At 44.3% G+C, this 23,290-nt stretch carries 18 protein-coding genes; 15 read left to right on the top strand and 3 right to left on the bottom strand.

Annotation, left to right across the window (positions count from 1 at the left end; genetic code table 11):
• Positions 1–25 precede the first annotated feature (25 nt).
• The 5 genes from wsfD to MHB56_RS13430 are packed head-to-tail and all read left to right on the top strand — an operon-like array spanning position 26 to position 7,395.
• Complete coding sequence (gene wsfD / locus MHB56_RS13450) at positions 26–1,579, top strand: glycan biosynthesis hexose transferase WsfD (protein WP_341143661.1); 1,554 nt, start codon at positions 26–28, stop codon at positions 1,577–1,579.
• Positions 1,576–3,126, top strand: coding sequence for a hypothetical protein (locus tag MHB56_RS13445; RefSeq protein ID WP_341143660.1), 1,551 nt, complete (start codon positions 1,576–1,578; stop codon positions 3,124–3,126). Before wsfD ends, MHB56_RS13445 begins: the two co-directional genes overlap by 4 nt.
• A 28-nt stretch (positions 3,127–3,154) precedes the next feature.
• On the top strand, positions 3,155–4,405 hold the full coding sequence (locus tag MHB56_RS13440) for a glycosyltransferase family 2 protein (protein ID WP_036682179.1): 1,251 nt from the start codon (positions 3,155–3,157) through the stop codon (positions 4,403–4,405).
• Between the two features lie 52 nt (positions 4,406–4,457).
• A complete protein-coding gene (locus MHB56_RS13435; RefSeq protein WP_341143659.1) occupies positions 4,458–6,554 on the top strand; it encodes a cellulose biosynthesis cyclic di-GMP-binding regulatory protein BcsB in 2,097 nt (698 codons plus the stop codon).
• On the top strand, positions 6,544–7,395 hold the full coding sequence (locus MHB56_RS13430) for a diguanylate cyclase domain-containing protein (RefSeq protein WP_036682174.1): 852 nt from the start codon (positions 6,544–6,546) through the stop codon (positions 7,393–7,395). The genes MHB56_RS13435 and MHB56_RS13430 overlap by 11 nt, the downstream gene beginning before the upstream one ends.
• A gap of 6 nt (positions 7,396–7,401) precedes the next feature.
• Here MHB56_RS13430 and MHB56_RS13425 read toward each other — a convergent pair whose 3' ends face one another.
• Positions 7,402–7,953 carry a helix-turn-helix domain-containing protein gene (locus MHB56_RS13425; RefSeq protein ID WP_076099730.1) on the bottom strand — a complete coding sequence of 184 codons (552 nt, stop codon included), beginning with the start codon at positions 7,951–7,953 and terminating at the stop codon, positions 7,402–7,404.
• A gap of 143 nt (positions 7,954–8,096) precedes the next feature.
• On the opposite strand from MHB56_RS13425, the gene MHB56_RS13420 reads away from it, so the two are divergent.
• The 8 genes from MHB56_RS13420 to MHB56_RS13385 all read left to right on the top strand — a co-directional run bounded on the left by MHB56_RS13420 (position 8,097) and on the right by MHB56_RS13385 (position 16,777).
• Positions 8,097–8,750 carry an alpha/beta hydrolase gene (locus tag MHB56_RS13420; protein WP_341143658.1) on the top strand — a complete coding sequence of 218 codons (654 nt, stop codon included), beginning with the start codon at positions 8,097–8,099 and terminating at the stop codon, positions 8,748–8,750.
• Positions 8,747–9,517 carry a DODA-type extradiol aromatic ring-opening family dioxygenase gene (locus MHB56_RS13415; RefSeq protein ID WP_280753201.1) on the top strand — a complete coding sequence of 257 codons (771 nt, stop codon included), beginning with the start codon at positions 8,747–8,749 and terminating at the stop codon, positions 9,515–9,517. The genes MHB56_RS13420 and MHB56_RS13415 overlap by 4 nt, the downstream gene beginning before the upstream one ends.
• A gap of 16 nt (positions 9,518–9,533) precedes the next feature.
• Complete coding sequence (locus tag MHB56_RS13410) at positions 9,534–10,322, top strand: SDR family oxidoreductase (RefSeq protein ID WP_076181913.1); 789 nt, start codon at positions 9,534–9,536, stop codon at positions 10,320–10,322.
• Between the two features lie 223 nt (positions 10,323–10,545).
• Positions 10,546–10,794, top strand: a complete 249-nt coding sequence (locus MHB56_RS13405) for a type B 50S ribosomal protein L31 (RefSeq protein ID WP_036682161.1) — start codon at positions 10,546–10,548, stop codon at positions 10,792–10,794.
• Between the two features lie 131 nt (positions 10,795–10,925).
• Positions 10,926–11,447: a YcxB family protein gene (locus tag MHB56_RS13400; RefSeq protein ID WP_076124082.1), complete on the top strand. Its 522-nt coding sequence runs from the start codon at positions 10,926–10,928 to the stop codon at positions 11,445–11,447.
• Positions 11,448–11,530: 83 nt separating this feature from the next.
• Positions 11,531–13,105, top strand: coding sequence for a histidine kinase N-terminal 7TM domain-containing diguanylate cyclase (locus MHB56_RS13395; RefSeq protein ID WP_076124081.1), 1,575 nt, complete (start codon positions 11,531–11,533; stop codon positions 13,103–13,105).
• Between the two features lie 33 nt (positions 13,106–13,138).
• The gene (locus tag MHB56_RS13390; RefSeq protein ID WP_076124366.1) at positions 13,139–13,846 is read left to right on the top strand and encodes a DNA alkylation repair protein; all 708 of its coding nucleotides are present in this window, start codon (positions 13,139–13,141) and stop codon (positions 13,844–13,846) included.
• Positions 13,847–14,059: 213 nt separating this feature from the next.
• The gene (locus tag MHB56_RS13385) at positions 14,060–16,777 is read left to right on the top strand and encodes a CHASE3 domain-containing protein (protein ID WP_341143657.1); all 2,718 of its coding nucleotides are present in this window, start codon (positions 14,060–14,062) and stop codon (positions 16,775–16,777) included.
• 459 nt (positions 16,778–17,236) lie between these two features.
• On the opposite strand, the gene MHB56_RS13380 is transcribed toward MHB56_RS13385, so the two are convergent.
• The gene (locus MHB56_RS13380; RefSeq protein WP_076140656.1) at positions 17,237–18,277 is read right to left on the bottom strand and encodes a stalk domain-containing protein; all 1,041 of its coding nucleotides are present in this window, start codon (positions 18,275–18,277) and stop codon (positions 17,237–17,239) included.
• A 191-nt stretch (positions 18,278–18,468) separates the two neighbouring features.
• On the opposite strand from MHB56_RS13380, the gene MHB56_RS13375 reads away from it, so the two are divergent.
• Both MHB56_RS13375 and MHB56_RS13370 read left to right on the top strand, forming a co-directional pair.
• The gene (locus tag MHB56_RS13375; protein WP_341143656.1) at positions 18,469–21,042 is read left to right on the top strand and encodes a DUF2339 domain-containing protein; all 2,574 of its coding nucleotides are present in this window, start codon (positions 18,469–18,471) and stop codon (positions 21,040–21,042) included.
• Between the two features lie 34 nt (positions 21,043–21,076).
• Positions 21,077–21,790, top strand: a complete 714-nt coding sequence (locus MHB56_RS13370; RefSeq protein ID WP_076278268.1) for an HAD family hydrolase — start codon at positions 21,077–21,079, stop codon at positions 21,788–21,790.
• Between the two features lie 76 nt (positions 21,791–21,866).
• On the opposite strand, the gene gdhA is transcribed toward MHB56_RS13370, so the two are convergent.
• A complete protein-coding gene (gdhA, locus tag MHB56_RS13365; protein WP_036682144.1) occupies positions 21,867–23,252 on the bottom strand; it encodes an NADP-specific glutamate dehydrogenase in 1,386 nt (461 codons plus the stop codon).
• Positions 23,253–23,290 lie beyond the last annotated feature (38 nt).

Below are 23,290 nucleotides of genomic sequence, written 5' to 3'. Positions count from 1 at the left end.
CCTATAGTAACGAAGGTGAATCTGCATGATAAACAACACGGTGAAATCACCTCTGAGGCAGGGGATGTCACTCGCTAACCTACCGTTGCCATTGTCCCCGGCTTTTATCACTGCTGTTGGAGTGTTGCTTATAACCATCATCGCCTTATTTACCGCCCCGTATGTCGGAATGGCGGATAATGGTGATTTTTTTCGCAGCATCTATAGTAACGGAATTTATTTCAATCTGCCGGATTATGACGAGCAATACTTTGGTTATTTTGTAAAGCAATATGGAATCTTTCAGTATTTTAATGAGAATGGCGCGACATTATTTTCTTCACAGTCCCTATTTATCCAGCTGGCCATTGGACTTAATAAGCTGTTTTTTAGCAGCGAGGTTTTTGATATCCGGTTTCAAGCAGTTATTTATACGATTTTATATGTTGCGGCGATCTACTTATTAATAGAGGCAATTACATGGGGGATGACCCGCAAGCAGGGATGGGTCACTGCTGGTATTGCTATTTTTATATTTGGAGATACCGGGTATACCGCTTATTTCAACTCCTTTTACGGCGAGAGCGTCGTGATGATCACGATGATTACTATGTTCGCAGCTTGGTTGTTGTTATATCAAAAAAGATACAATGACTATGTGCTGCTGGCCCTGTTCTTGATCAGTACGATCATCCTGACTACTTCCAAACAGCAAAATGCGCCAGTGGGTATAATCATTGCGGTTCTGGGGTGTTCAATCCTTTGGATTCGCAGGGATAAGATCTTTCGTATTCTGACTCTGGTTTCCCTTGCTTTGATCCTGTTCGCAGGTGTGTTCACTTATTTGAATATCTCGGATGAGTTCGTGAATATTAACCAGTTCCATGCCATGACCCGAGGGGTGCTGAAGGATTCCTCCGATCCGGAGAAGGCATTGAAGTCATTCGATATTGATGAACAATATGCCATCTTGAAAAATAGCATTTACTACGAGAAATACGGAACTATTGATGTGAATTCGCCGATCCTCCAAGAGAACTTTTACAGTCGTTACGGATTTGTTTCGATCCTTAAATACTATATATCGAATCCGGATCAGCTTAACTCGATTCTTAATGTAGCTGCTCAAAGTGCATTCTCGATCAAACCAGCGGCGATGGGCAATTACGAGCAATCTGTTGGGAAGGAATTTCGAGCACAGAGTCACTTTTTTACTGGATACAGTCAGCTGAAAAAGGCTTTAGCACCACGAACGATAGGTTTTATCTTCCTTTGGACAGTGCTTGTCATCGGTCTGTATATGCCTTCCTTTGTAACAGCCATTAAGGCACGCAATTTTAGAGGATTGCAGCGGATGGTATTGATTGTCGCTACGATAGGCATTGGTCTTTCAGGCATTTTTGTATCGATTATCGGTGCCGGTGATGCCGACATTTCCAAGCATGAATTCTTGTTCACTTTATCTTTTGATTTGGTGACCTTTTTGACAGTATCTAGTGTGATCGGACGCAGATTCTCCAAAAATCGCAAAAAGCCGGTTAACGAGAGCCCCACCATGTCTAGTCCATTTACAAAGCCTCAAAAGGATGTGAGTGTTTGAAGCGCAGAGGGATCTTATACTGTATATTGCTGCTGACGCTGAGTTTCACCATCCTATTGCTTCCCGCCACTCCTGTTCACTCTGCTGCATCGCCACAACAAGTCTTACTGCTCTATGACAGCCTTGCCAAGGGGACCTCTAAGGATGGAAATGTGACTGAACTTCAACGTCTGCTGGCAGCTTACTCGACAAAGGTTACACTTCGAAGCCTAGATCAATACGAGCAGGGGATGCTGAAAAATTACTCCAGAGTGATCATGGTCCGTAACGAAGCGGATATTTCGATCACGAATAAATCCTACATAGAGGATTGGGAGCATTATCAGGGGCAGTATTTGCATATCGGGTACAACCCACCCGCTAGTCTAACGAAGGCGTTACAGCTAACCACTGATGTGATCTATGACGGGAGTGCTGAGCTCGAAATCGGACAGTTCTCCGGAATTCAAGCTAAGGTGCAGGATATGCCTTATATTGTAGCGAGTCAGGCGGTCAAATCCTTCGGGCAACTCTCTTTTGCGGAGGAGGGTCTGCAAGCACCGTACGCTGTGAGTAAGGGGAATGATACATATGCCCCATATTTTGAACAAGGGAATGTCAGTACGCTGGGGATGGCGTATGTTCTGAAGGATTGGCTCCATATCACTGCTGCTCCTAAAATGTACCTTGCGATCAAAGAAATCTATCCTTTCTCCGATCTGCGACTGCTGGCAGAAACGGGTGAGCGGCTGTATCAACTGGGGATTCCGTTTCTTGCAAGTGTGCGGCCTGTGTTCAGCAATACCGATTATCCGGCCATGCAGCGTTATTTAGTGGCCATGAAAAGTGTGCAATCCAACAATGGAAGCATTCTGGTCAATGCCCCAGTGGTGATGCCAACGATAAGCTCCAGTGACCATACGCTTAAAGGAAAGATGAATGATTTCATCAATCTGTTGGCCGAAAACGGGCTTGGGCCGCTTGGAGTCGGAGCGGAAATGCATTGGTCCTATGACAAAGAGTATTCAGAAGCGGGGATGAGCTTTTTTGATTCCGTGGTGTTATATCCGGATGAACAGATTGATTATATGGAGCAGAGCGACACCTCTAAATCCTTTCCATCCTCTTTATATAGCGTTCCGCTGGAATTTCTTCAGGCTTTGCCTACATCCAATAAAGTGATACCGCATTTGCCGATGGATACTGTAATCACCGTCGACATGCCCGAGGATGAGCGTCAGCTTGAAGAAATGCTGCAAAGTCTGGAACGGAATTGGGTTTCTTTTGCCGATTATAAGCAAGAAGAGCATCAGGTTGTTACTGATCAGAACACAATCTCCTCATTAGATGGAATGATTTATATTAATGGACAACCTCTAAGCCTGGACTATACACCGGAAACAGTGGATAGCGATTATCGCTACACAGAGGAGCAGCAAAAGAGCTTCACCCGACTTTTTAATATTCAGAATCAATTTTTTATTGTTGTGATCATGATTTCTCTGCTGCTGTTTGGCGGATTGTTAATGATCGGATACCGGTTATATCGCAGAAAGTTTTTGAAATGAGACAACTAATCGTGATTTGGAGGGCCCTATGACGATTTCAGACGTGCTGATGGTGATTGCGGTGATCTGTATTTGGTCTCTGCTGCTGGTGAATGTGACCCTCATTATCGCGGGCTATCTATATTACATTAAATCCGAAAATGAGGATATACCAGAGATAGAGGGCGAATATCCTTTTGTTTCAATTATGGTTCCCGCTCACAATGAGGGGGTAGTGATTTGTAAGACGGTTGAATCTCTGCTGGCGCTGGATTATCCGCAAGATCGGTATGAGATTATTGTGATTAATGATAACTCCTCTGATAACAGTGCCGAGCTGCTTGCGGGCATACAATCCCGAAATCCGGGGCGTCAGCTGGTAGTCATTAATACGGATGCAGTTACAGGAGGCAAAGGCAAATCCAATGCCTTGAATATAGGCTTTACCAGCTGTAAAGGGGAGCTAATCGCCATTTATGATGCCGACAATACTCCGGAGAAAACAGCTTTGCGTTATCTGGTTGCTGAGATCATGCATGATTCCAGCCTCGGTGCGGTGATTGGGAAGTTCCGGACCCGTAATCGTGATGCAAGTTTACTGACCCGGTTCATTAATATTGAGACCTTATCCTTTCAATGGATGGCTCAAGCGGGACGCTGGAAGCTGTTCAAGCTTTGCACTATTCCGGGAACCAATTTCATTATGCGCAGGTCAATTGTGGAAAGCATCGGTGGTTGGGATGTTAAAGCGATAGCCGAGGATACAGAAATCAGCTTCCGGATTTATATGATGGGTTACCAAATCAAGTTCCAGCCGAAATCCGTCACGTGGGAGCAGGAACCACAGACCCTGAAGGTCTGGTTCAAGCAGCGAACCCGCTGGGCGAAGGGCAATATTTATGTCATTGTCAAAAATATTCCGCTGCTGTTCAATAAATCGGCCGCAAAGGTGCGGTTCGATATTCTTTATTTTCTATCCATTTACTTCTTGCTGCTGCTGTCGTTAATCACCTCGGATGTGCTGCTGATCCTGCATGCTTTGGGTTATGTGCATACTACTATTGCAGGTCTTAGTAATTTCTTATGGCTGCTCGCTATTATTCTTTTCGTTGTGGGGACCTTCATCACGCTAACGACAGAAAAGGGCGAGATGAGCTTGTCCAATCTAGGGATTGTAATGTTGATGTATGTGTCTTATTGCCAGCTGTGGATGGTTGTCGCGGCTAACGGATTATATCTATATCTGAAAGACCTCATCTTCAAAAGAGAAGCCAAATGGTATAAGACGGAGCGCTACTAACGAGGCACCAAAAAGTCATATGAGAAAAATGTAATCACAGGAGAAACAGAACATGAAGATAAAAAAACAGCTGGTTATACTGTTAACCTGCCTCTCCCTTTTGTTAATTCCAATCCATCCTGCTGCCGCAGAGACGTTGCCGCAGGATCATAAGTCCACTTACACAACCTCATTTACGGGAACGGACTCGTCCTTAACAGGTTCGAGTGCCCAGCAGCAATATTTTGAGGTTCTGGATTATTGGAATGTGGATCAAGTAAAGATCAAACTGCATTTTCAAATTTCACAAATTACCGAAGAGCAGATTTCTAGTGTTACCTTAACGCTAAACGGCAGCCCGTTCTATACGTTTCGTCCGTCACTACAAGACAACGGCGAACAGCTGTTGACCCTTGTGGCGCCCAAGGGGTTTCTGAAAAAAGGGACGAATACGCTGGGCATTCAGGGCTATTTAAAGACAGATCGTCAAGAGGACCTCTTTTGTTCGGTCGATGAAACGTCGGATAATTGGCTGCATCTGTTCAATACGTCCAGTATTAACGTGATTTATACCGCAAAGCCCTTGAGTGGAGGGATCAGTGACTTCAGCGAGCGATTCGCCGGGATAGATACCTTAACGAAGAATCAGAGTATTCTGACTGTACCGGACAAAAGCACAGCGGCAGAAATGGAAGCAGCCACTTATGCTCTCTCCGGGTTTGTTAAGGGGATTACGTTAAATGATAAGACTATTCCCTTGCTTCCCTACCGGGCAGACACTGTGCAGAATAAGGCCGCAGTTGTACTGGTAGCTATGTATGACAGAGTACCAAGCGGGCTGAAAGCTCAGCTAAGCTCCACTGAAGATTTGGGTACGCACGCGCTGCTCCAGCTAGTGAATAAGGATACCCAGCCCACCTTGGTTGTAACCTCGAAGGATGAGAACTTGCTGATCAAAGCGGGTCGTTTGATTGCTAATCCAGAGCTGATCGGGCAGATCACTAGTGATCTGAAAACAGTAACGGATGCTACAGAAGTATCAGCACCTGCGCTTTCGATTAGCTCTAACATCACGTTCACTGAGACAGGTGATAAACTGACCGGGGCACATCATCAGGAGCAGACGTATTTTATTTCATTGCCAGCGAACCGCTCGATTGCCGATTCCGGTAAAATCAGCCTGGATTTCCGTTATGCACAGAATTTGGATTTTACTCGTTCATTGGTTACCGTGAGCATCAACAATACTCCGATTGGCAGTAAGAAGCTGACTAAGGAACTGGCGAATGGCGATATTCTTAATCTCTCGGTGCCTCAGAACTTGAATATCTCCGGAAATTTCTCGGTGACAGTGGCTTTTGATTTGGAGATCGAAGGAGCCAGATGTATTTTCGATCGGGATCAAATGCCATGGGCTTATATCAGTAAAGATTCTGTAATGCAGCTGAATACGAAGGATCGCACGGATCTCTTATTTAATAACTATCCATATCCGTTCATCCGCGATGGGATCTATAATCATGTGGCGGTTGTACTGCCCGAACAAATGGATGATTACGCCTATTTAAGTGTATCGAATATCTTTAATCTGCTTGGTAAATATGCCAGCGGAAATATAGGGAATATCCAGTTCTATACCGATACCGTCAACGCCGATCATTTGAAAAATAATAATATCATCGCTATTGGTGCTTATAAGAATAATAAGGTGATCCGTGATCAGAATGCTAAGCTTTATTTTCAATATAACGGAGATGGAACCACAATTCGCTCCAACGAGAAAATGAGTATTGAAGAGCAATACGGCGCACGAATCGGAACACTGCAGCTGATTGATTCGCCATTTGAGGCGGGACGTGCATTGCTCGCGGTTACAGGGGTCAGCTCGGAAGAGTATTACTTAGGATCTAAACTGCTCGCTACAGAACGGGACAAGTGGAAGGTGTTTGGCGATGGTGCAATCGTTGATAAAGACGGTAATGTCAGCGCACACCGCTTCAAAACGATCACTGGAGCAGCCGAGGACTCTGTGGCCCAGAAAATAATGGAACGGTCGGATGTACTCAGTTTTATCATCGTGATTTTACTGGTGCTGACGCTGGTGGTTCTATCGCTGATCCTGCTGCTTCGCAAACACATGAAGAAACGTGGTGATAAGCGTGAGACGTAATCGTAGCTTAGTGTCAGACATCGCTCTCTTATCATTCTTGGTGTTATCGTTCCTCTGTATCGTCTTCATTGCCGGGGCACCGGATGATTACCTCCAGAATATTATCATTTTAACGGTGGCTTTTATTCTGGCCATTGTTACGTATTTTACAACGGTCACTGCCGGTCTGGTCTTGAATCTGGTGTTTATCTTTGCTTACGGATTCTACACGATGTACCAGACGATAACGCTAGGGGAAACGATTAGCCTGAATACTTATTTCTGGTTAATTATGACTCCGCTATTAACGGTCGTTCTATGGGTATTCACTTTAAGCAGCCGTGATTTGCAGGTGGAGAATGAGCAGCTACGCAAAAAGACTGCCAATATGGCTATCGTCGATGAAAACACAAATTTGCGGAACAGTATTTCTTTTCAGACGGATGCTACATTATTTACAAGCATTTCGACCCGCTATCAGATTCCGCTCACCCTGCTAGTGGTGAAGGTGAAGTATTGGAAAGAGATCAGACGGATCATTCCTGAAGATCAGCTGGCAGAAGCTATCTATGACGTGTCTCAGCTTAGTCAGGCGAGTATTCGTACCAATGATGCACTCTATCTGCTAGATAAGGATGAAGCAACATGGGGCCTGCTGCTGTTCACGGACAGCGATGGGGCGAAGATTGTGATCGAGCGGATTAAGCTCAAGCTTCAGGAGTTGAATGACAATAATTTCTCCAGAAAATATAAGGTCAGCCTGGGGCTTAAGATTGGGGCGGTCGAATACCAAGCCGGCACGATTGAGAATCCGCTGGATTTCATTGTTCAGGCCAAAAAACAGCTGGAGTACGACGTGTAGACCAGCTTAAAAATCAACGGTTTCACTATCAGCCTCTGTATGGATGGCGATGAGCACGCTTGCCGGCTCATCGCCTTTATTTATGACCAGATGTGGCACACAGGCATTCCAGCTAAAGGAATCCCCCGCTTGGAACATCCCGAAATCTTCACCTTGCTCCGCATAAACCTCACCTTTTATCACTAAATGGACCTCTTTGCCTTCGTGCGCCTGCGGAGTTTCACCCGTAGAAGTACCCGGAGGGAAATGGACAAGCACCATTCGTACACCACCTGCCGAGCTTAAATGCTCAACTTGCAGTCGATCACTTCCGCTACTGGTGATTTGCCGCTCCTCGGATCGTACCACCTGCATCCGCTCTTCCTTTTTTAACAGCAAATAAGCCAACGGAACGTTCAGCGCATCCGCAATCAGGCTAAGGGTTGCGATCGAGGGAGAGGTCTTATTAGTCTCAACCTGGCTCATAAAACCCTGTGACAGGCCAGTAGTTTCACAGATTTGGGCAATCGTTATATGTTTTCTTTTACGGATTGTACGAATGTTTGAACCTATATTCATTAGTAAAGCTCCTTTTAATATTAGTAATAACAAATATATTTTTATATTAACAAATTATTAATTGACATACTAGCTAGTGGTTTATAATATTAACTTTACAAATATTATTTTTGTATTACAAATATTTTGAAGGAGTGTTTAGTATGAAGGCACCTTATATATATGATGTCAGTCTACCTTCCGGTTACGATGAGAATCGGGTTTATCCGGTTATCTTCACCTTGCATGGCAAAGGTTCCAATGAGAAGAATATGTTCGGGCTTGTGGAGTCCTTGTCTGAAGAGTTTATTATTATCGGGATTCGGGGAAATATGATTTTAGGGGCAGGATTTCAATATTATGATCTCAAAAGTCTAGGTCATCCCATCCGCGAGCAGTTTGATCAGGCTGTATCGCAATTGCAGCAGTTTATCGAATACGCCACCGACAAATACCCTATAGATGCTAAACATCGTTATCTGCTTGGCTTCAGTCAAGGAGCCATTTTGTCCATGACACTCGCGCTTACAATGGGGAATTCGCTTCGGGGAATTGTGGCGCTGAACGGTTATGTTCCGGGGTTTGTGAAGACGGATTATGAGCTGAGGAGTGTGCAGGAGGTATCGGTCTTCATCTCGCATGGTGAATATGATTCTGTATTTCCAATTTCAGTGGGGACAGAAACAGCCGCTTATTTCGAAGGTCTAACCCCATTATTAACCTTTAAAGCTTATCCTTCGGATCATGGGGTATTACCGCAGAATCAGCAGGACCTGATCGCTTGGTTACGGCAGAACTTAGGGAGTGATAAACTATGATACCTTCTTACTTTATTGCCCATGGTGCTCCTTCTCTGGTACTTGATAACAATGCATATACGAAATTTCTTGGGGAGCTCGCTGAGAGGAATGTCAAACCGAAAGCGATTGTTGTATTTTCTGCACATTTCGAAGAACACACACAATCGGTTGGAGTTATGGAGACTTTCGACACCATCTATGATTTCTATGGCTTCCCAGATGAGATGTATCGAATGACTTATCCTGCCAAAGGGGACAATGAGGTTGCACAGCAAATTATGTCTTTGTTCCACAAGAATGGGATTGTCAGCAAATTTAATACAGAGCGTGGACTAGATCACGGAGCTTGGGCTATTCTTAAATTAATCTATCCGAATGCAGATATTCCTGTCGTGTCTTTGTCAGTTAATCGAGAGCTGTCCAATGAACAGCAATATTTAATGGGTAAGGCTTTATCTGAGCTGCGTGAGCAGGATATTATGATTATTGGCAGCGGTGGAACCGTCCATAATTTGCGTAGCGTGAAGTGGGGAATGGAGAACGTCGAGAAATGGGCGGAGACATTCGATGACTGGCTGCAGCACAGGTTGGAAGCTTGGGATACAGAGTCGCTATTTAACTATCAGGAGCTTGCTCCTTATGGCGTTGATGCAGTGCCGACTAATGAGCACTTTATCCCTCTGATAATAGCTATGGGAGCTGGCGATAAAGGGAAAGAGGCGAAGCTGCTGCACCGAAGTTATCAGTATGGCAATTTAAGTCTTAGCTGTTGGGAGTTTAATTAAGAAGGAGGCATTAATGATGGACTTGGGACTTCGTGGGAAATCAGTTTTTGTAGCCGCAGCAAGTAAAGGATTAGGACTCGCAACTGCGCTGGAGTATGCCCGTGAGGGAGCGAAGGTAATGATCGCCAGCAGGAGTATGGAGCAGCTTGTAGACGCACAGAAAGAGATTCAGGCAGCCACAGGACAGCAGGTAAACATGGTTCAGATGGATGTGACTGTCCCAGAGGATATCGTACATGCTATTCAAACGGCTGTAGCCCTAAACGGTGGGCTTGATATTGTAGTGACCAATGCGGGGGGGCCTCATGGCGGAGGTTTCGCTGATATGGAAGACGCGGATTGGAACCAGGGGTTTGAGCTCACACTGATGAGCACTATTCGTTTGATCCGTGAATCACTGCCGCATCTGCGCTCTTCTGGGGCAGGGCGAATCGTTAATATAAGCTCGATTTCTATCAAGCAGCCTATTGAGGGGTTAATTCTTTCCAATGTTTTTCGCGCTGGCGTGTATGCCTTGACCAAGAGCTTGGCTACTGAGCTGGCTGCGGACCGCATTTTAATTAATACGATAGCACCAGGGCGTATTGCAACCGACCGGATTCTTCAACTAGACGGCAAACGTGCACAAGCAGAGGGGATCCCTATGGAGCAGATTCAAGAGGAAGCGCTGCTGCAAATCCCGTTAGGAAGATTGGGCACGCCCGAAGAATTCGGCAAGGCTGCTGTTTTTCTAGGCTCTTTTGCGAATACTTATGTTACGGGACAATCTCTTTTAGTCGATGGAGGAATGGTGAAATCGCTCTAACCTCCGGCATTATGGGTAGGCTTTGAAAGATTATGGAAAAATTAGTAATTTGAATATTAGTTGCTTTGTGCTCTAAATAAGCGTATGATGGAGCGGTGGTCTAAATCGTAAGATTTACGAATTTTCCTACGTTTATTAGGTTATTCTATATATAAACCTACAGATCATTTGGATAATTTACCATAAAGGCTCCACGAATTTATTCAGAAGGAGGACGATCAGAATGAGAGAAGGCATACATCCTAAGTACAACCAAGTGATTTTCTTGGATGCAAGCGTAGGCTTCAAATTCTTGAGTGCATCTACTAAATCATCCAATGAAACTATGGAATGGGAAGACGGCAACACTTACCCAGTGCTCCGTGTGGACGCAAGTTCCGCATCCCACCCATTTTACACTGGTAAACAAAGAGATACAGAACAAGGCGGCCGTGTTGACAAGTTCAAACAACGTCTTGCACAAAAGAAATAAGAATCCTTACGGATTGAAGAGGGACAACCCATGTAGAAGCAATCGCTTCGGGGATGTCCCTTTTTTGTGTTCAGGCATGTTAAAATGAGATGAATTTAAAAATATACATGGCGTCGAGGGAGCGATCAGTGATGGAAAATGTAATAAAAGTAGATACAGTCCTAAAGAGTGAAGACGTTCAGGAGTTTAACTTATGGTTCAGCTTGAATAGCCGGATTATACTCAACTCTTTTAGCGTAGTCGCTTACTTTATGATTTTGTTATTAATTACTAAGGATTACAGTACTCAAAGCATCTCAATCCTGGCTGTGACTGCTATAATTCTTGCCGCTGTCTTATGGTATATGACCAAGGCAAGCTTGATCAAAAAATCGAAAAAGGCGTTCAAAACAGATAACCTAATTCAGCAACCGCAAAATTATACGATTTCAGATGAAGGCATATCTTATCTTTCCGAAGCGGGCACTGGGCAAGTGAAGTGGGAAGAGATACATAAGATAGGTGAAACTACGAACTTGTTTGTGTTTTTTGTGTCCACACAGAGAGCGCTGATTATCCCTAAACGTTTCTTTGAATCGGCACAAGATAAAATAACATTTAAGGATTTAGCCAGAAAATATATGTTCTCCAATCGGGTGAAATTTAAAGCATAAGATGTGCTGTTATTGTTGATTCATTTGTACCAAGGATTAGGCTATAATGATAGGAGCGACTTGAAAAATAGGAGAAATATGGCATGCCATGGATTCAGGGATATCCGTATTACTTATTAATGGGCAGTGTTCTAAGTCTGTACATGGGCGTCAGCTCCTATCGGCACCGTAAGTTAGCAGGGAGACGCTATTTGTGGATCTTAATGCTGTTAGTCAGCCTTATATTTGTTGCAACGGCGGGAGAGATTATGTCACCCTCTTTTCAGTCTAAGTTGTGGTGGAAGAATGTACAGCAGGCTCCGCTTTTTTTTAGTGCGCTCTTTACTTATGCTGTGGTAAAAGAATACGTATCTCCTTCCACAGGGCGCCTGCCCGTGAAGCTTGCCATCTTCTCTATCCCTATTGTTATGGATGTACTTCTTATTTTTACGGATAGCTATCATCATCTGATGCGCAGTGAAGTGTCCGTCCTGACGGTCGCGGGTGTTAGTGGAATTGCTGTAAAGCCTACGCTCCTTAGTATGGCTTTTATTGCGTATGATCAGCTTTTTGGGCTATATGCGGTCTGCTTGCTGGCAGTTTCCCTACTGAATACCCCGAGAGTTTATTTGCGGACTAATATCCTGCTGTTGGCGGGTTTGCTGGTTCCGGTTATTTCCGTCTTTTTACTTCCCCTCTTGAAGATTACCATTACAGGTTTTACGGCGTTTACTTATTTGCCTGCGATTATAGCGGCTTATTTCGCACTTTTTGTTAGCTCCAAATTAACCATCTTCCCTCTAACCAAAAACAAAATTCTAGAGCACATGAAAGACGGCGTAGTTCTGACTGACCGTTATGATAATATCATTGGCATAAACGATGCGGCGACTGCTATTTTATACGACATTACCCGAATAGCGAACGATAACTGGATGGGAAAAAATATTGATCTTTTTATGAAATCTCACAAAGACATTGCAGCTCATTACAATCAGAGGACGGAAGGACAGTTTGAGGTAGTTTGTTCTGGCGCAGAGGAGCTCTGTTATGGGGTTTCTTTAATTGCTACGGAACATGCGGCAACAGAGAATAAGGGTATGCTTATTGTGTTTAGTGATCATAGTGAGAAAAAGCGATATGAGCGTGAACTGGTCTATCAGGCAACGGTTGACGATCTGACAGGGCTTTATAATCGCAGGCATTTCATGCAAAGGGTCCAGAATCAAACGATCCCGGATGGATTAGGGTTGGCTCTGCTGCTATTTGACATCGATGATTTTAAATTAATTAATGATACTTATGGTCATTTAGCGGGCGATCAGGCGTTAGTTGATTTCTCGAATAAAATCCTTCAGGTATACCAGAATAAAGGTATTGCTGGAAGAGTGGGTGGCGAGGAGTTTGCCGTATGCTTTTTCGCTGAAGATAAAAGTGCAGCCTTAAAAGAAGCAGAGGATTTTCGTACAATGATGAGTGATTACACGATAATCTTGAATGAACAGGATAGCATTCATCTTACCGCAAGTATCGGAATCTCTTTTACGGAGCGTAGAGAGGTGACTTTTGAAGATTTATATCGGGAAGCGGATGAAGCATTATATCACTCTAAGAATACAGGGAAGAACAGAGTTACGTTAGGTCGTGAACCGATCATAAGAGAAACAGTAAAGGGATAAGAACATTGAAGATAAAGGAGTGTCCTAATGAATCTGACTGTTGATGAAGTGATGAGCAAGCTTGAGGAGATGGGTACAGAGCAGACGAAACATACCTTCTTACGACATGGCGCAGTGGAACCTTTATTTGGAGTAAAGGTAGGGGATATGAAGAAGCTGGTTAAGGATGTGAAAAAAGATCAGAGTCTGGCAAGGGCTTTGTATCAGACAGGCAATTACGATGCAATGTATTTGGCTGGGCTAACGGTCAATCCTAAGACTATGACGAAGGAAGAGCTTCAAAGCTGGGCTTCGGCGGCCAACTGGCATGCGGTAGTGGAATATATAGTATCCCCTCTCGCCGCAGAGAGTCCATATGGATTGGAACTTGCGAGAGAGTGGATTCGTTCCTCGGATGAACTAATAGCCATTTGCGGCTGGAGCACTTATGCCAATTACATTTCAATTACACCGGATGATAAGCTGGACATCGCTGAAATTAGGGAGTTGTTACAACAAGTAGGCGCTACTATTCATCGGGAGCGGAATCGTGTCCGTTATACGATGAATACTTTCTTAATTATGGTGGGCAGCAGTATCACAGAACTGCATGAGGAGGCAGCAAAGATCGCAGCAGGTATAGGTAAGGTCCAGGTGAACATGGGACAAACCGCTTGTAAAGTTCCTATGGCTGTTGATTATATTGCTAAGGTTGAACAAGCTGGGAAGCTTGGTGTGAAGAAGAAAACTTGTATTTGCTAAGTTAGATATTTAGGTAACCCTTCAAGGTGAAAGGCACTTGTGGGGTTTTTTTTATTCCGGGAAAAACAAGTGTTTCAACCCTGCGGAAATTGTTTAAATTAGCAGCAGTCAAAATTTACATAGAAGAATTAATGAAGCCTTATTCAAGTAATCTTTTACAATGATGTAGAATAGAAAGGGGTTTATAGTTAGAAGACAGGACGGAGGCTAGTTGTGAACAAACGCCGATTCACTTTGCAGTATAAAATACTGTCAATTACAGTTTTAATCGTGATCTGTCTATTAGGATTCGTTTTTGTCATGCATGGAAGAATCAATGCTCTACAGCGGGAAACCAGCTTCATCTCTCATCAGGATCGAGAGATTACTAATTTAGCTAATCTAATTGAGAAGAATATTTTGGATATGGAAACCGGACAACGCGGATATGTCATCACCGGCGATAACAAGTATCTGGAGCCCTACAATTTGGGTAAGGCTGAATGGGAAGCTAATTATGATAAGCTCTACGTGCTGACTGCTAATGATTCTTTACAGCTACAGCGTCTGTTGGGTATTGAAAGTAAAATTAAGCAATGGATCGAACAGTCCGGAAATTATGTGATCCAGTTGAAAAAAGAGGGACAGGACGTTGAGCTCCTAAGATACTTTAATTCCGACGATGGCAAAGATCAAATGGATCGGATTCGTAATCAGATCAGCACTTACCGCGAGACGATGAAAGAGAACACCAACAGTCTGATAGCTAGACAAGCAGACAAGAATAAATTATTGCTAGAGCTTCTTTATATTGCTTGGGCAATTATAGCGGTTACCGCGATGGTCGCTTCGTGGATCAATTCACGCTCCATCGTTAGTACGGTTCGTAAAGTTACCCATACGATTGCAGAATTGAAATCTGACGAAGATATGAAGACAAGGATAGAGATCACCACGAATGATGAGATCAGGGATCTGAGCGTAGCTACGAATCATCTGATAGACACGCAACAAGAACGGATATGGATTCAGGCTAACGCAAACGAACTGTTGGCGAGGTATCAGGGCATCACACATATCTCGCAACTGGGCGATATTTTTCTTGGCAAAACCGCAGAAGTGATCAATTATCCATATGGATCCTTATATGTTCGAACACAGGATCATGATCGGGATTTCTTTAAGAGAGTCTCTATTTTTGGCGGAAGCAGTAACATTCCAGATCAGCGGGCATTCCAGACCGGAGAAGGTCTAGTTGGACAATGTGCTAAAGAGGCGCGTTTGATGCAAATACAGGATCTGCCGGAGGATTATATTAGCATACAGTCTGGGCTGGGTGTTTCTGCGCCGAAGGCGCTTCTGTTAATGCCGATTTCTTTTTCGGGTGAGGTAGTTGCTGTGGTGGAAATCGCCGCCTTTGCTCCACTTACGGAATTGCAGGTTAAGTTCCTAGGGTCTATTTCGAATGCCTTTGGCTCTGCAATTAACAGCACGATTAACAGTATGAAGATTGACCAACTTCTGGCACAATCTCAGCGTCTAAACGAAGAACTACAGGTATATACCGAGGAACTACAGACTCAGTCTGAGGAGCTGCAGATCCAAACGGAGTCACTGCATGCAACAAATAGAAAGCTGGAGGATAAGAATCTGCTGGCGGAACAAAAGTCATTGGAGGCGGAAAGAGCTCAAATGGAGCTTAGTGAATACACAGAGTTATTGCAGCAAAGCTCACAATATAAATCTGAGTTTCTGGCTAATATGTCTCATGAACTGCGAACTCCGCTGAACGGCATTCTGCTGCTCTCCGAATTTCTTATGGAGAACCAGTCGGGAGCTCTAAGCGAAGAGGATATTGAATTCTCAAAAGCCATTCATTCTTCGGGACAAGATCTGCTGGCGCTGATTAACGACATTCTGGATTTGTCCAAGGTTGAGGCAGGAAAGCTGAATATTGAAATTGAAGCGATAAATATATCGGAGATTCCGGAGGCAATGATCCAGAACTTCAGTCAGCTTTCCCGCAAAAAAGAGATTCCTTTGCAAATACAGCTCAGAGAGGACTTACCCCCGCTGTTTTATTCGGATGCTCAAAGAGTACGGCAAATTATTATAAATTTGCTGTCCAATGCGTTTAAGTTTACAGCGGAAGGCGCAGTCACTCTGGAAATCCGTTTAGCAACTAAGGACGAGTTGCTGGATTTGGCAGGTTCGTATACAGGGGAATTTATTGCCTTCGCCATCAAAGATACTGGAATTGGGATTTCAGAAGACAAACAGTCAATTATCTTCGAAGCATTTCAACAGGCGAATGGAAATACAGAACGTCAATATGGGGGAACTGGGCTTGGTTTATCCATATCCAGAGAGCTGGCAACATTACTTGGTGGTAGAATTACGCTGGAGAGCCAAGAGGGTGTGGGTAGTGTCTTTACAGTGTATTTGCCTTTGCAGCTTGAGGCTCCAAGCCTTGAGGAAGTGGCTGATCAAGCGACTGTTATTCAAGAGATCGGGAGTGGAGTGGTACTTGCCGCTACAACGGCTGAGGATACACGTACTGACTTCACTTCTCTGAATCAAAAGCATGTACTTATCGTGGATGATGATGAACGGAATTTGTTCGCTTTATCAAATACCCTAAGAAAGCGCGGGCTGCATGTAACTACAGCTACTAACGGAGAGAGCGGCCTGTATGAACTGGAGCAAGCGGCTTCTATAGATATCGTTCTTATGGATATTATGATGCCAGTGATGAACGGGTATGAGGCAATCAATCGGATCAGACAAATGCCCGCAAAGAAGGATATTCCCATCATTGCACTGACTGCAAAAGCGATGAAGGAAGATAAGGCTAAAATCCTACAGGCTGGGGCAACAGATTATCTCAGTAAGCCTGTTAACTTGGAGCGTTTATTAGCGTTGATGCAATTGATACTGGCTAGCGATTCCTGAGCTAGACCTCCAACTTCGGACAACTCGAGTGAAGTTGCGCGAACGAAGTAACTATAATCTGCTCTGCTATCGGACACAGCTGACCGTTAACGCAGCATTTTACCACATTTGTAATTCTAACGGACCCCACTGACGCTATTGGCATAAAAAACATCGAATATGCCCCTCTTTTTAATGAATAGTGGCGCTGGAGTCCGAAACGCTGCTCTGAAGGCAGAAAATTCGCAAATAACGTCAGCTGGGTCCGTAAGGCTCGCGATTATGATCATCTAAAACTCTGCAGCAAGGCAAGTAAAAGTGTGACCAAGCGTTCAGCCGGCTTTCGTTTACCTCACAAATCGGCTGAAGCGAGTCAGCCAACCTATAGTCTATAACGCAAAACAGCGATCCTCCCATAACGGAAGGATCGCTGTTTTAATGTCTCTTTGGAATCTTTTTAATAAGATTCCAGTCTCTCTCTTATTGTTGTGCAGAATCTACTACAACTTTGACAGCTGTGCCGATTGGTGGCAGGCTTCTGGTCAGCACTGGGCTGTAGAATCCGATAACTTTTGTGCCTTTAACAAGCTCGCTGCTTTTAACAGCTTCGCCGTCTTTGTTAATGAGCACTGTGTCTTCGCTAATGCGCAGTACTACTTCTTTTTGTGACAATTCGCTCAGGCCACTACCTTTAACAGTGATACTGATATTTCCCTTATCGTCTTTTTGAACTTCTTCAATAGTACCAGCAGTACCTAGAAGATCATCTTGTTTTTGCTTATCCAGAACGGTGATTTTGTAAGTTGGTGTTTGTGGCGGAAGACTCATAGTCATGACCATGGAGTGTTCTGCTTTTACTGTCATCCCGATATGGAGATCTTTGAGTGCAATTTTAGTGCCGTCAGCCATCTCAATAGCCGTATCTTCCCCTACATTTAATACGATTCCATCCGTACCTACACCTTGGATTTGAACGGATTGGTATTTACCACCATCATAGACTGCTGTAATCACACCAGTCTTAGTCATGTGCTGCTCGGCGGCATTTGTGTTGATCACAATGGAATCTCCCTTCACAGTCATGTTTTGATGAATTACTTCGCTTAAAAAGGAAGCTGGGACATACAAAGTGGAGTCAACCAATTGTGGTGCAGTTCCAAGTGTTGTATTCATTTTGTTGATACTATAACGATCTTCTCCAGCTTTCACTGTAGTGAATACAGCGCCATTGATAAGTTCAACGGATTTATTCTGTGCATTCCAGGTTAATTCAAATCCAAGGGCTTCAGTAATTGAACGTAGTGGTACCATCGGCTCTTTACCGCTTGTGCTTTGGAAGCCTGTTTCTTTAATAGTCGATCCGTTGATTTCAATCGCAAACGTCTTTTGATTAACGCTAGCGGAGGTTTGTGTAGCCTCATTTTTAGCAGAAGTTGTGGTGGGTGCAGCATAAGCTGCTCCTGTAGAAAGTGCTAGGGACAAAGTTAAAAGAACTGTACTTGTTTTTAAAATGTTGTTCATGGTTGTGAGCTCCTTTTAAAATCTTTTGTTAGTGTTGTTATTATTCTGACGGGACACCCCTCCAAAATGTTGCAGTTTTTTTGCATCCCGATTGTAATCTTCGTTCACTGCAAATATAAAAAAAGCATAAGACCCCCCAGCTATATGTAGTAATATGTAAGTATTAACAATCGCTCACATAAGGAGGCGCTATGGAGTCATTCAAAGATCGACTGAGATTCATGAAGGTACAGCAGGACGGGCTTATTAAGGAATATGAGGCTCTGATCGCGGAATATGAAAGTCACGATCTGGTCAACGAGAATGAATACTTGAAGAAGCAATATGAGAAGCATAAGCTCGCTTTGGTCGAGCTAAAAACTCAGGTAGGTAAGCTTCAAGAAGAGAATACTGAGCTAAGAGTTGCGCTAACGGAACAAATTTTAGATGAGAAGCTGGGCATTCTTAAAGTGTCGAGGCAGAAGCTGCAGACTTATTTTGCCTCTAGAAGCCACGCTCATACGGATCGGCTGACGGCTTTTGAAGTGGAGACGAAACGCCATATTCAGCAGCTGTACCACACAGCCTCCAGGCAGCTGGGTGGGGAACAAGCAGAGATATCCAGTCGACTCGGGGCGTTGGCGGCAGAATTAAATGAGCGTGTGCTGGCACAGCGGCAGAGACTGAAGGAAGCGGAACTTCGCCTCAACTCGGGCATGGATAATGGATTACATGATTTTGCCTCGGAAGAGATCAGTGAAGAGGTGCTTAAGCGCCGAAGAAAACAAAATCAGATCGAAATGAAGATTGGACTAAGCTGGATTAACAAGCTGGGTATTCTACTGTTGATTTTGGCGGTGGGGGCAGGCTTCCGGTATACCTATTCCAACTGGTTCACAGGTTATATGAAGGGAAGCGCTTTTTTTCTACTGGGGTTATTGATGCTGGGAGGCGGGGAGTGGCTATACCGCAAAGGAAAAGGCACCTTCGCTTTAGGGCTGCTTGGCGGCGGGATTTCGGTGCTGTATGGCTCTATTTTTTATAGCTATTTTCTGCTTGATATTATTAGTATATATGTAGGGTTATCCTTGTCTGTACTCGTTACTTTAACTGCGGTACTCCTGTCTTTAAGGTATGAATCACGGAGTATTTGTGCGCTGGGCTTAATCGGAGGATATCTGCCCTTATACTCTTATCTGGGGGCGTTTGGCCTTTCGGGCAACGCGGTTTATGTGGCTATGGGTTACTTGTTTCTATTGAATTTATTCATCTTATTGATTTCTTTCCGCAAACGCTGGAACGTTGTCAATTATATCAGCTACTTATTTAATACACCCTCCATGCTCATATTAATAGCTTTGTCGGATAGCAACGGAATTAATATGTGTTATGCTGTTTTGACTTTTGCGATGTATCTGGGAATTACCCTGTGGTACCCCTTCAAATATCGTTCCAAGCTGTCCTGGTGGGATTTCTCTCTCTTAGGATGTAATACGTTTATTAGCTGTCTCACCTTGTATATTTTATTTATGGATGCAGGACTGAAGGATTACAATGGTGCACTGGCGTTGCTTTTCTGCCTGCTGTATCTCGGTCTGGGTCGAGGGCTTGAGAAGCTGATGCCACAGGAAAAAGAAAGCATGCTGCTGTTCTATGCCACTTCACTGACCTTCGGCATATTGATGATTCCATTTCAATTTGGAGCGGCTTGGTGGTCCATCGGTTGGCTGATTGAGGGCGTCGTTCTTACGCTGTATGGCAATCTGAACCGCTTTAAGGGGATGGAAAGGGCAGGCTGGGGCATTATGATGCTCTGCCTTGTAGTATTCTTCTGTCTAAATGTACCGACGCAGTGGGTCGCAGACTATCAATGGACGAATTTTAGAGATGTCTACTTCCCGCTAAAATATGTCTTTATCACAGCAGGCATGCTGATTGTCGCGGTGTTGTATGCTGTTCAGCATAACCGTAAGGATGCTCTTCAGCGCAGCGAACCTTATGAAATCACCTTAGCGTTGTGGTTCAAATATGCGGCGTTATTAAATTTCTGGATTTACGGCTTGTATGAATCGGGAAGATTGTATCATCTGGTTGTACCGGAGGATTTTGCGCATAGAACCTTCTATAACTTGCTGCTGTCCGCGGTATGGACCTTGGTTCTGGCTTACGTGCTGCCAAAGGTTAAGGTGCTGTATGACACGATTGTTAAATATTTTGTGAGACTTCTGTTTGGGATTGGCTACGTCATTTGTATAGTGATTACAGTAGGGCTGCCAAGTCTGCAAAATAATCTCGCGCAAAATACAGCAGCTGATTATATCGCACTGGCCGTACTGATTATCTTTAATATCTTTGTTTGGTTTAGCGGACGTGATCTGCTGATTGCAGCGCTGAATCGCCAGTTTAAGAGTATGGAGATCTATCCTGTTTTCATGGCGATTTATCTACTCGGCATTATCACCGCTTTCCTAGGAGTGCAATTGCAACTGAGTGATGCAGGGTTAATTTTTAGTCTCATTTATCTACTGTTAGCCGTTCTATTTATCATGTATGGCTTCCGCAAAAGGTATGTGTACATCCGGCGCTTCGGCCTTGGATTAACGCTGCTGGCCACGGGCAAGCTGCTGCTCTATGATTTGGGTCTGCTGAATACTGGCAGCAAAATCATAGCCTATGCCAGCTTTGGTATCTGTTTGCTCGGCATCTCCTATCTCTATCAAAAGGTGTCAAACCGGATGGAGGAGGGCCAGACAACCACCGACAATGGCAATGGTACTAAGGGATAAAACACAGAGAGAATAATAGGAAGGAAGACGGTGGATGTACGAGACTTATATTTTCGACCTGTATGGCACATTAATCGATATTCAGACAGATGAGGAGAAGCAGGAGGTATGGGATCGATTATCGCTCCATTTCGGATATCAGGGGATGTCCATAACAGGAAGTGAGCTACAGGCACAATTTCTGCGGGAGAGGGATTTACAGCTCGCCGAAGCCGCACGGAATTGTCAGTATCCAGATTTCGTAATGGAGGATGTGTTTCGTTCTGTGGCCCGTCAATTGGGTGGGGAACCGGATCAAGCGTGGTTACATGAAACGGTTAGATGGCTGCGGACATTATCGATGATCCATATCTCACTTTATGAGGGTGTGGTTGAAATTCTGCAAACATTAAGAGAACGTGGCAAAAAGGTGTTTTTGCTCTCCAATGGCCAGAAAACCTTTATAGAAGCAGAATTAATGATGCTGGGTATTCTTCCTTTATTCGATGGCATTGCCATCTCCTCCGAAGCAGGAGTGAGTAAGCCGGATCCGCTATTTTATCGTTATTTAGTTGAACATTATGGAGCGGATTTGCGTTCGGCCATCATGATCGGGAATGATCCCCGTACGGATATTGCAGGGGCGCTAACGATAGGAATAGATTCCTGTTACATTCGTACGGCTTCTTCACCCCACGATACGACTGTGGAGAGTACTCAATCGATTTGGGACGGGGATTTGCGGAAGATCCCCGGATGGAACGCTTAGACACACAAAAAGTCCCCTTAACCGGATTCTTGCTGACCGGTTACGGGGACTTGTGACTAGAGCGCCGGTAATTTATTTAGATTACACCTTCAGCCAGCATAGCGTCGGCCACTTTTTTGAATCCAGCGATGTTCGCTCCTGCAACAAGGTTGCCGGACTGTCCATATTGCTCGGATGCATTTACAGATTGTTCGTAGATGGAAACCATGATTTCATGCAGCTTCGTATCTACTTCTTCAAAGCTCCAGGACAACCGCATGCTGTTTTGTGCCATTTCAAGTGCAGAGACAGCTACGCCGCCAGCATTAGCAGCTTTAGCAGGTGCGAATAGTACGCCAGCTTGTTGGAATTGATGAATAGCTTCAAGGGTGGATGGCATATTGGCACCTTCGCCTACTGCTTTTACACCATTCTCAATCAGTTTCAATGCCATGGCTTCATCAATCTCATTCTGAGTAGCACTCGGAAGGGCGATATCACAAGGAATGGTCCAAATTTGCGTGGAATCTTCAGTATACACAGCGTTAGGATGTTCATTCACATATTCACTAATCCGTTTTCTTTCGACTTCTTTCAGGCGGCGGACAGTTTCGAGGTTAATCCCATTTTCGTCATAGATATATCCGGCGGAATCACTACAAGCTACGACTTTAGCGCCTAGCTGTACAGCTTTTTCGATCGCATAGATCGCTACGTTACCAGAACCGGAAACAACAACGCGGCTTCCTTCAAAAGAAAGGCCTTTTGCTTTCAGCATCTCGTTTACGAAATAAACTGTACCGTAACCAGTAGCCTCTGTCCGAGCCTGACTTCCGCCGTAACCAATACCTTTACCAGTCAATACGCCAGCCGGATATCCTCCGCGGATCCGCTTGTATTGTCCGTACATGTAGCCGATCTCACGACCACCTACACCGATATCTCCTGCAGGAACGTCTTGGTCAGGACCGATGTAATTTTGCAATTCAGTCATGAAGCTTTGTGCAAAACGCATGATTTCGCCTTCGGATTTACCTTTAGGATCAAAGTCGGAGCCGCCTTTACCTCCGCCGATGTGTTGGCCGGTAAGAGCATTTTTGAAGATTTGCTCGAAACCAAGGAATTTGATAATACTAGCATTAACGGATGGGTGAAAACGAAGTCCACCTTTGTAAGGTCCAATTGCACTGCTGAACTGTACACGATATCCACGGTTAACTCTGACCTTACCTTGATCGTCTGTCCAAGGAACACGGAACATAATCAAACGTTCTGGCTCAACCAATCTTTCCAGAATGGCATTTTCCTGATACTTAGGTTCAGCAGCGAGGATTGGAAGCAAAGATTCAAGGATTTCCTTTACGGCCTGATGAAATTCGGGCTCAAAAGGATTACGCGCAACAACCTGTGCGTATACGTCTTCGATATAACGATGTGCCTTGTTGCTGTTTGTGTCTAATTGCTGGGTAGATACAGAGCTCATGAATTCAACCGCCTTTTCTAGTATTCATTTGGTCCAAC

The organism is Paenibacillus sp. FSL H8-0315 (genome assembly GCF_038005365.1).
Classification (GTDB): Bacteria; Bacillota; Bacilli; order Paenibacillales; family Paenibacillaceae; genus Paenibacillus_AQ; species Paenibacillus_AQ odorifer.
The sequence above is the reverse complement of the archived record's forward strand: the minus strand, read 5'-3'. Positions and strand labels throughout refer to the sequence as shown.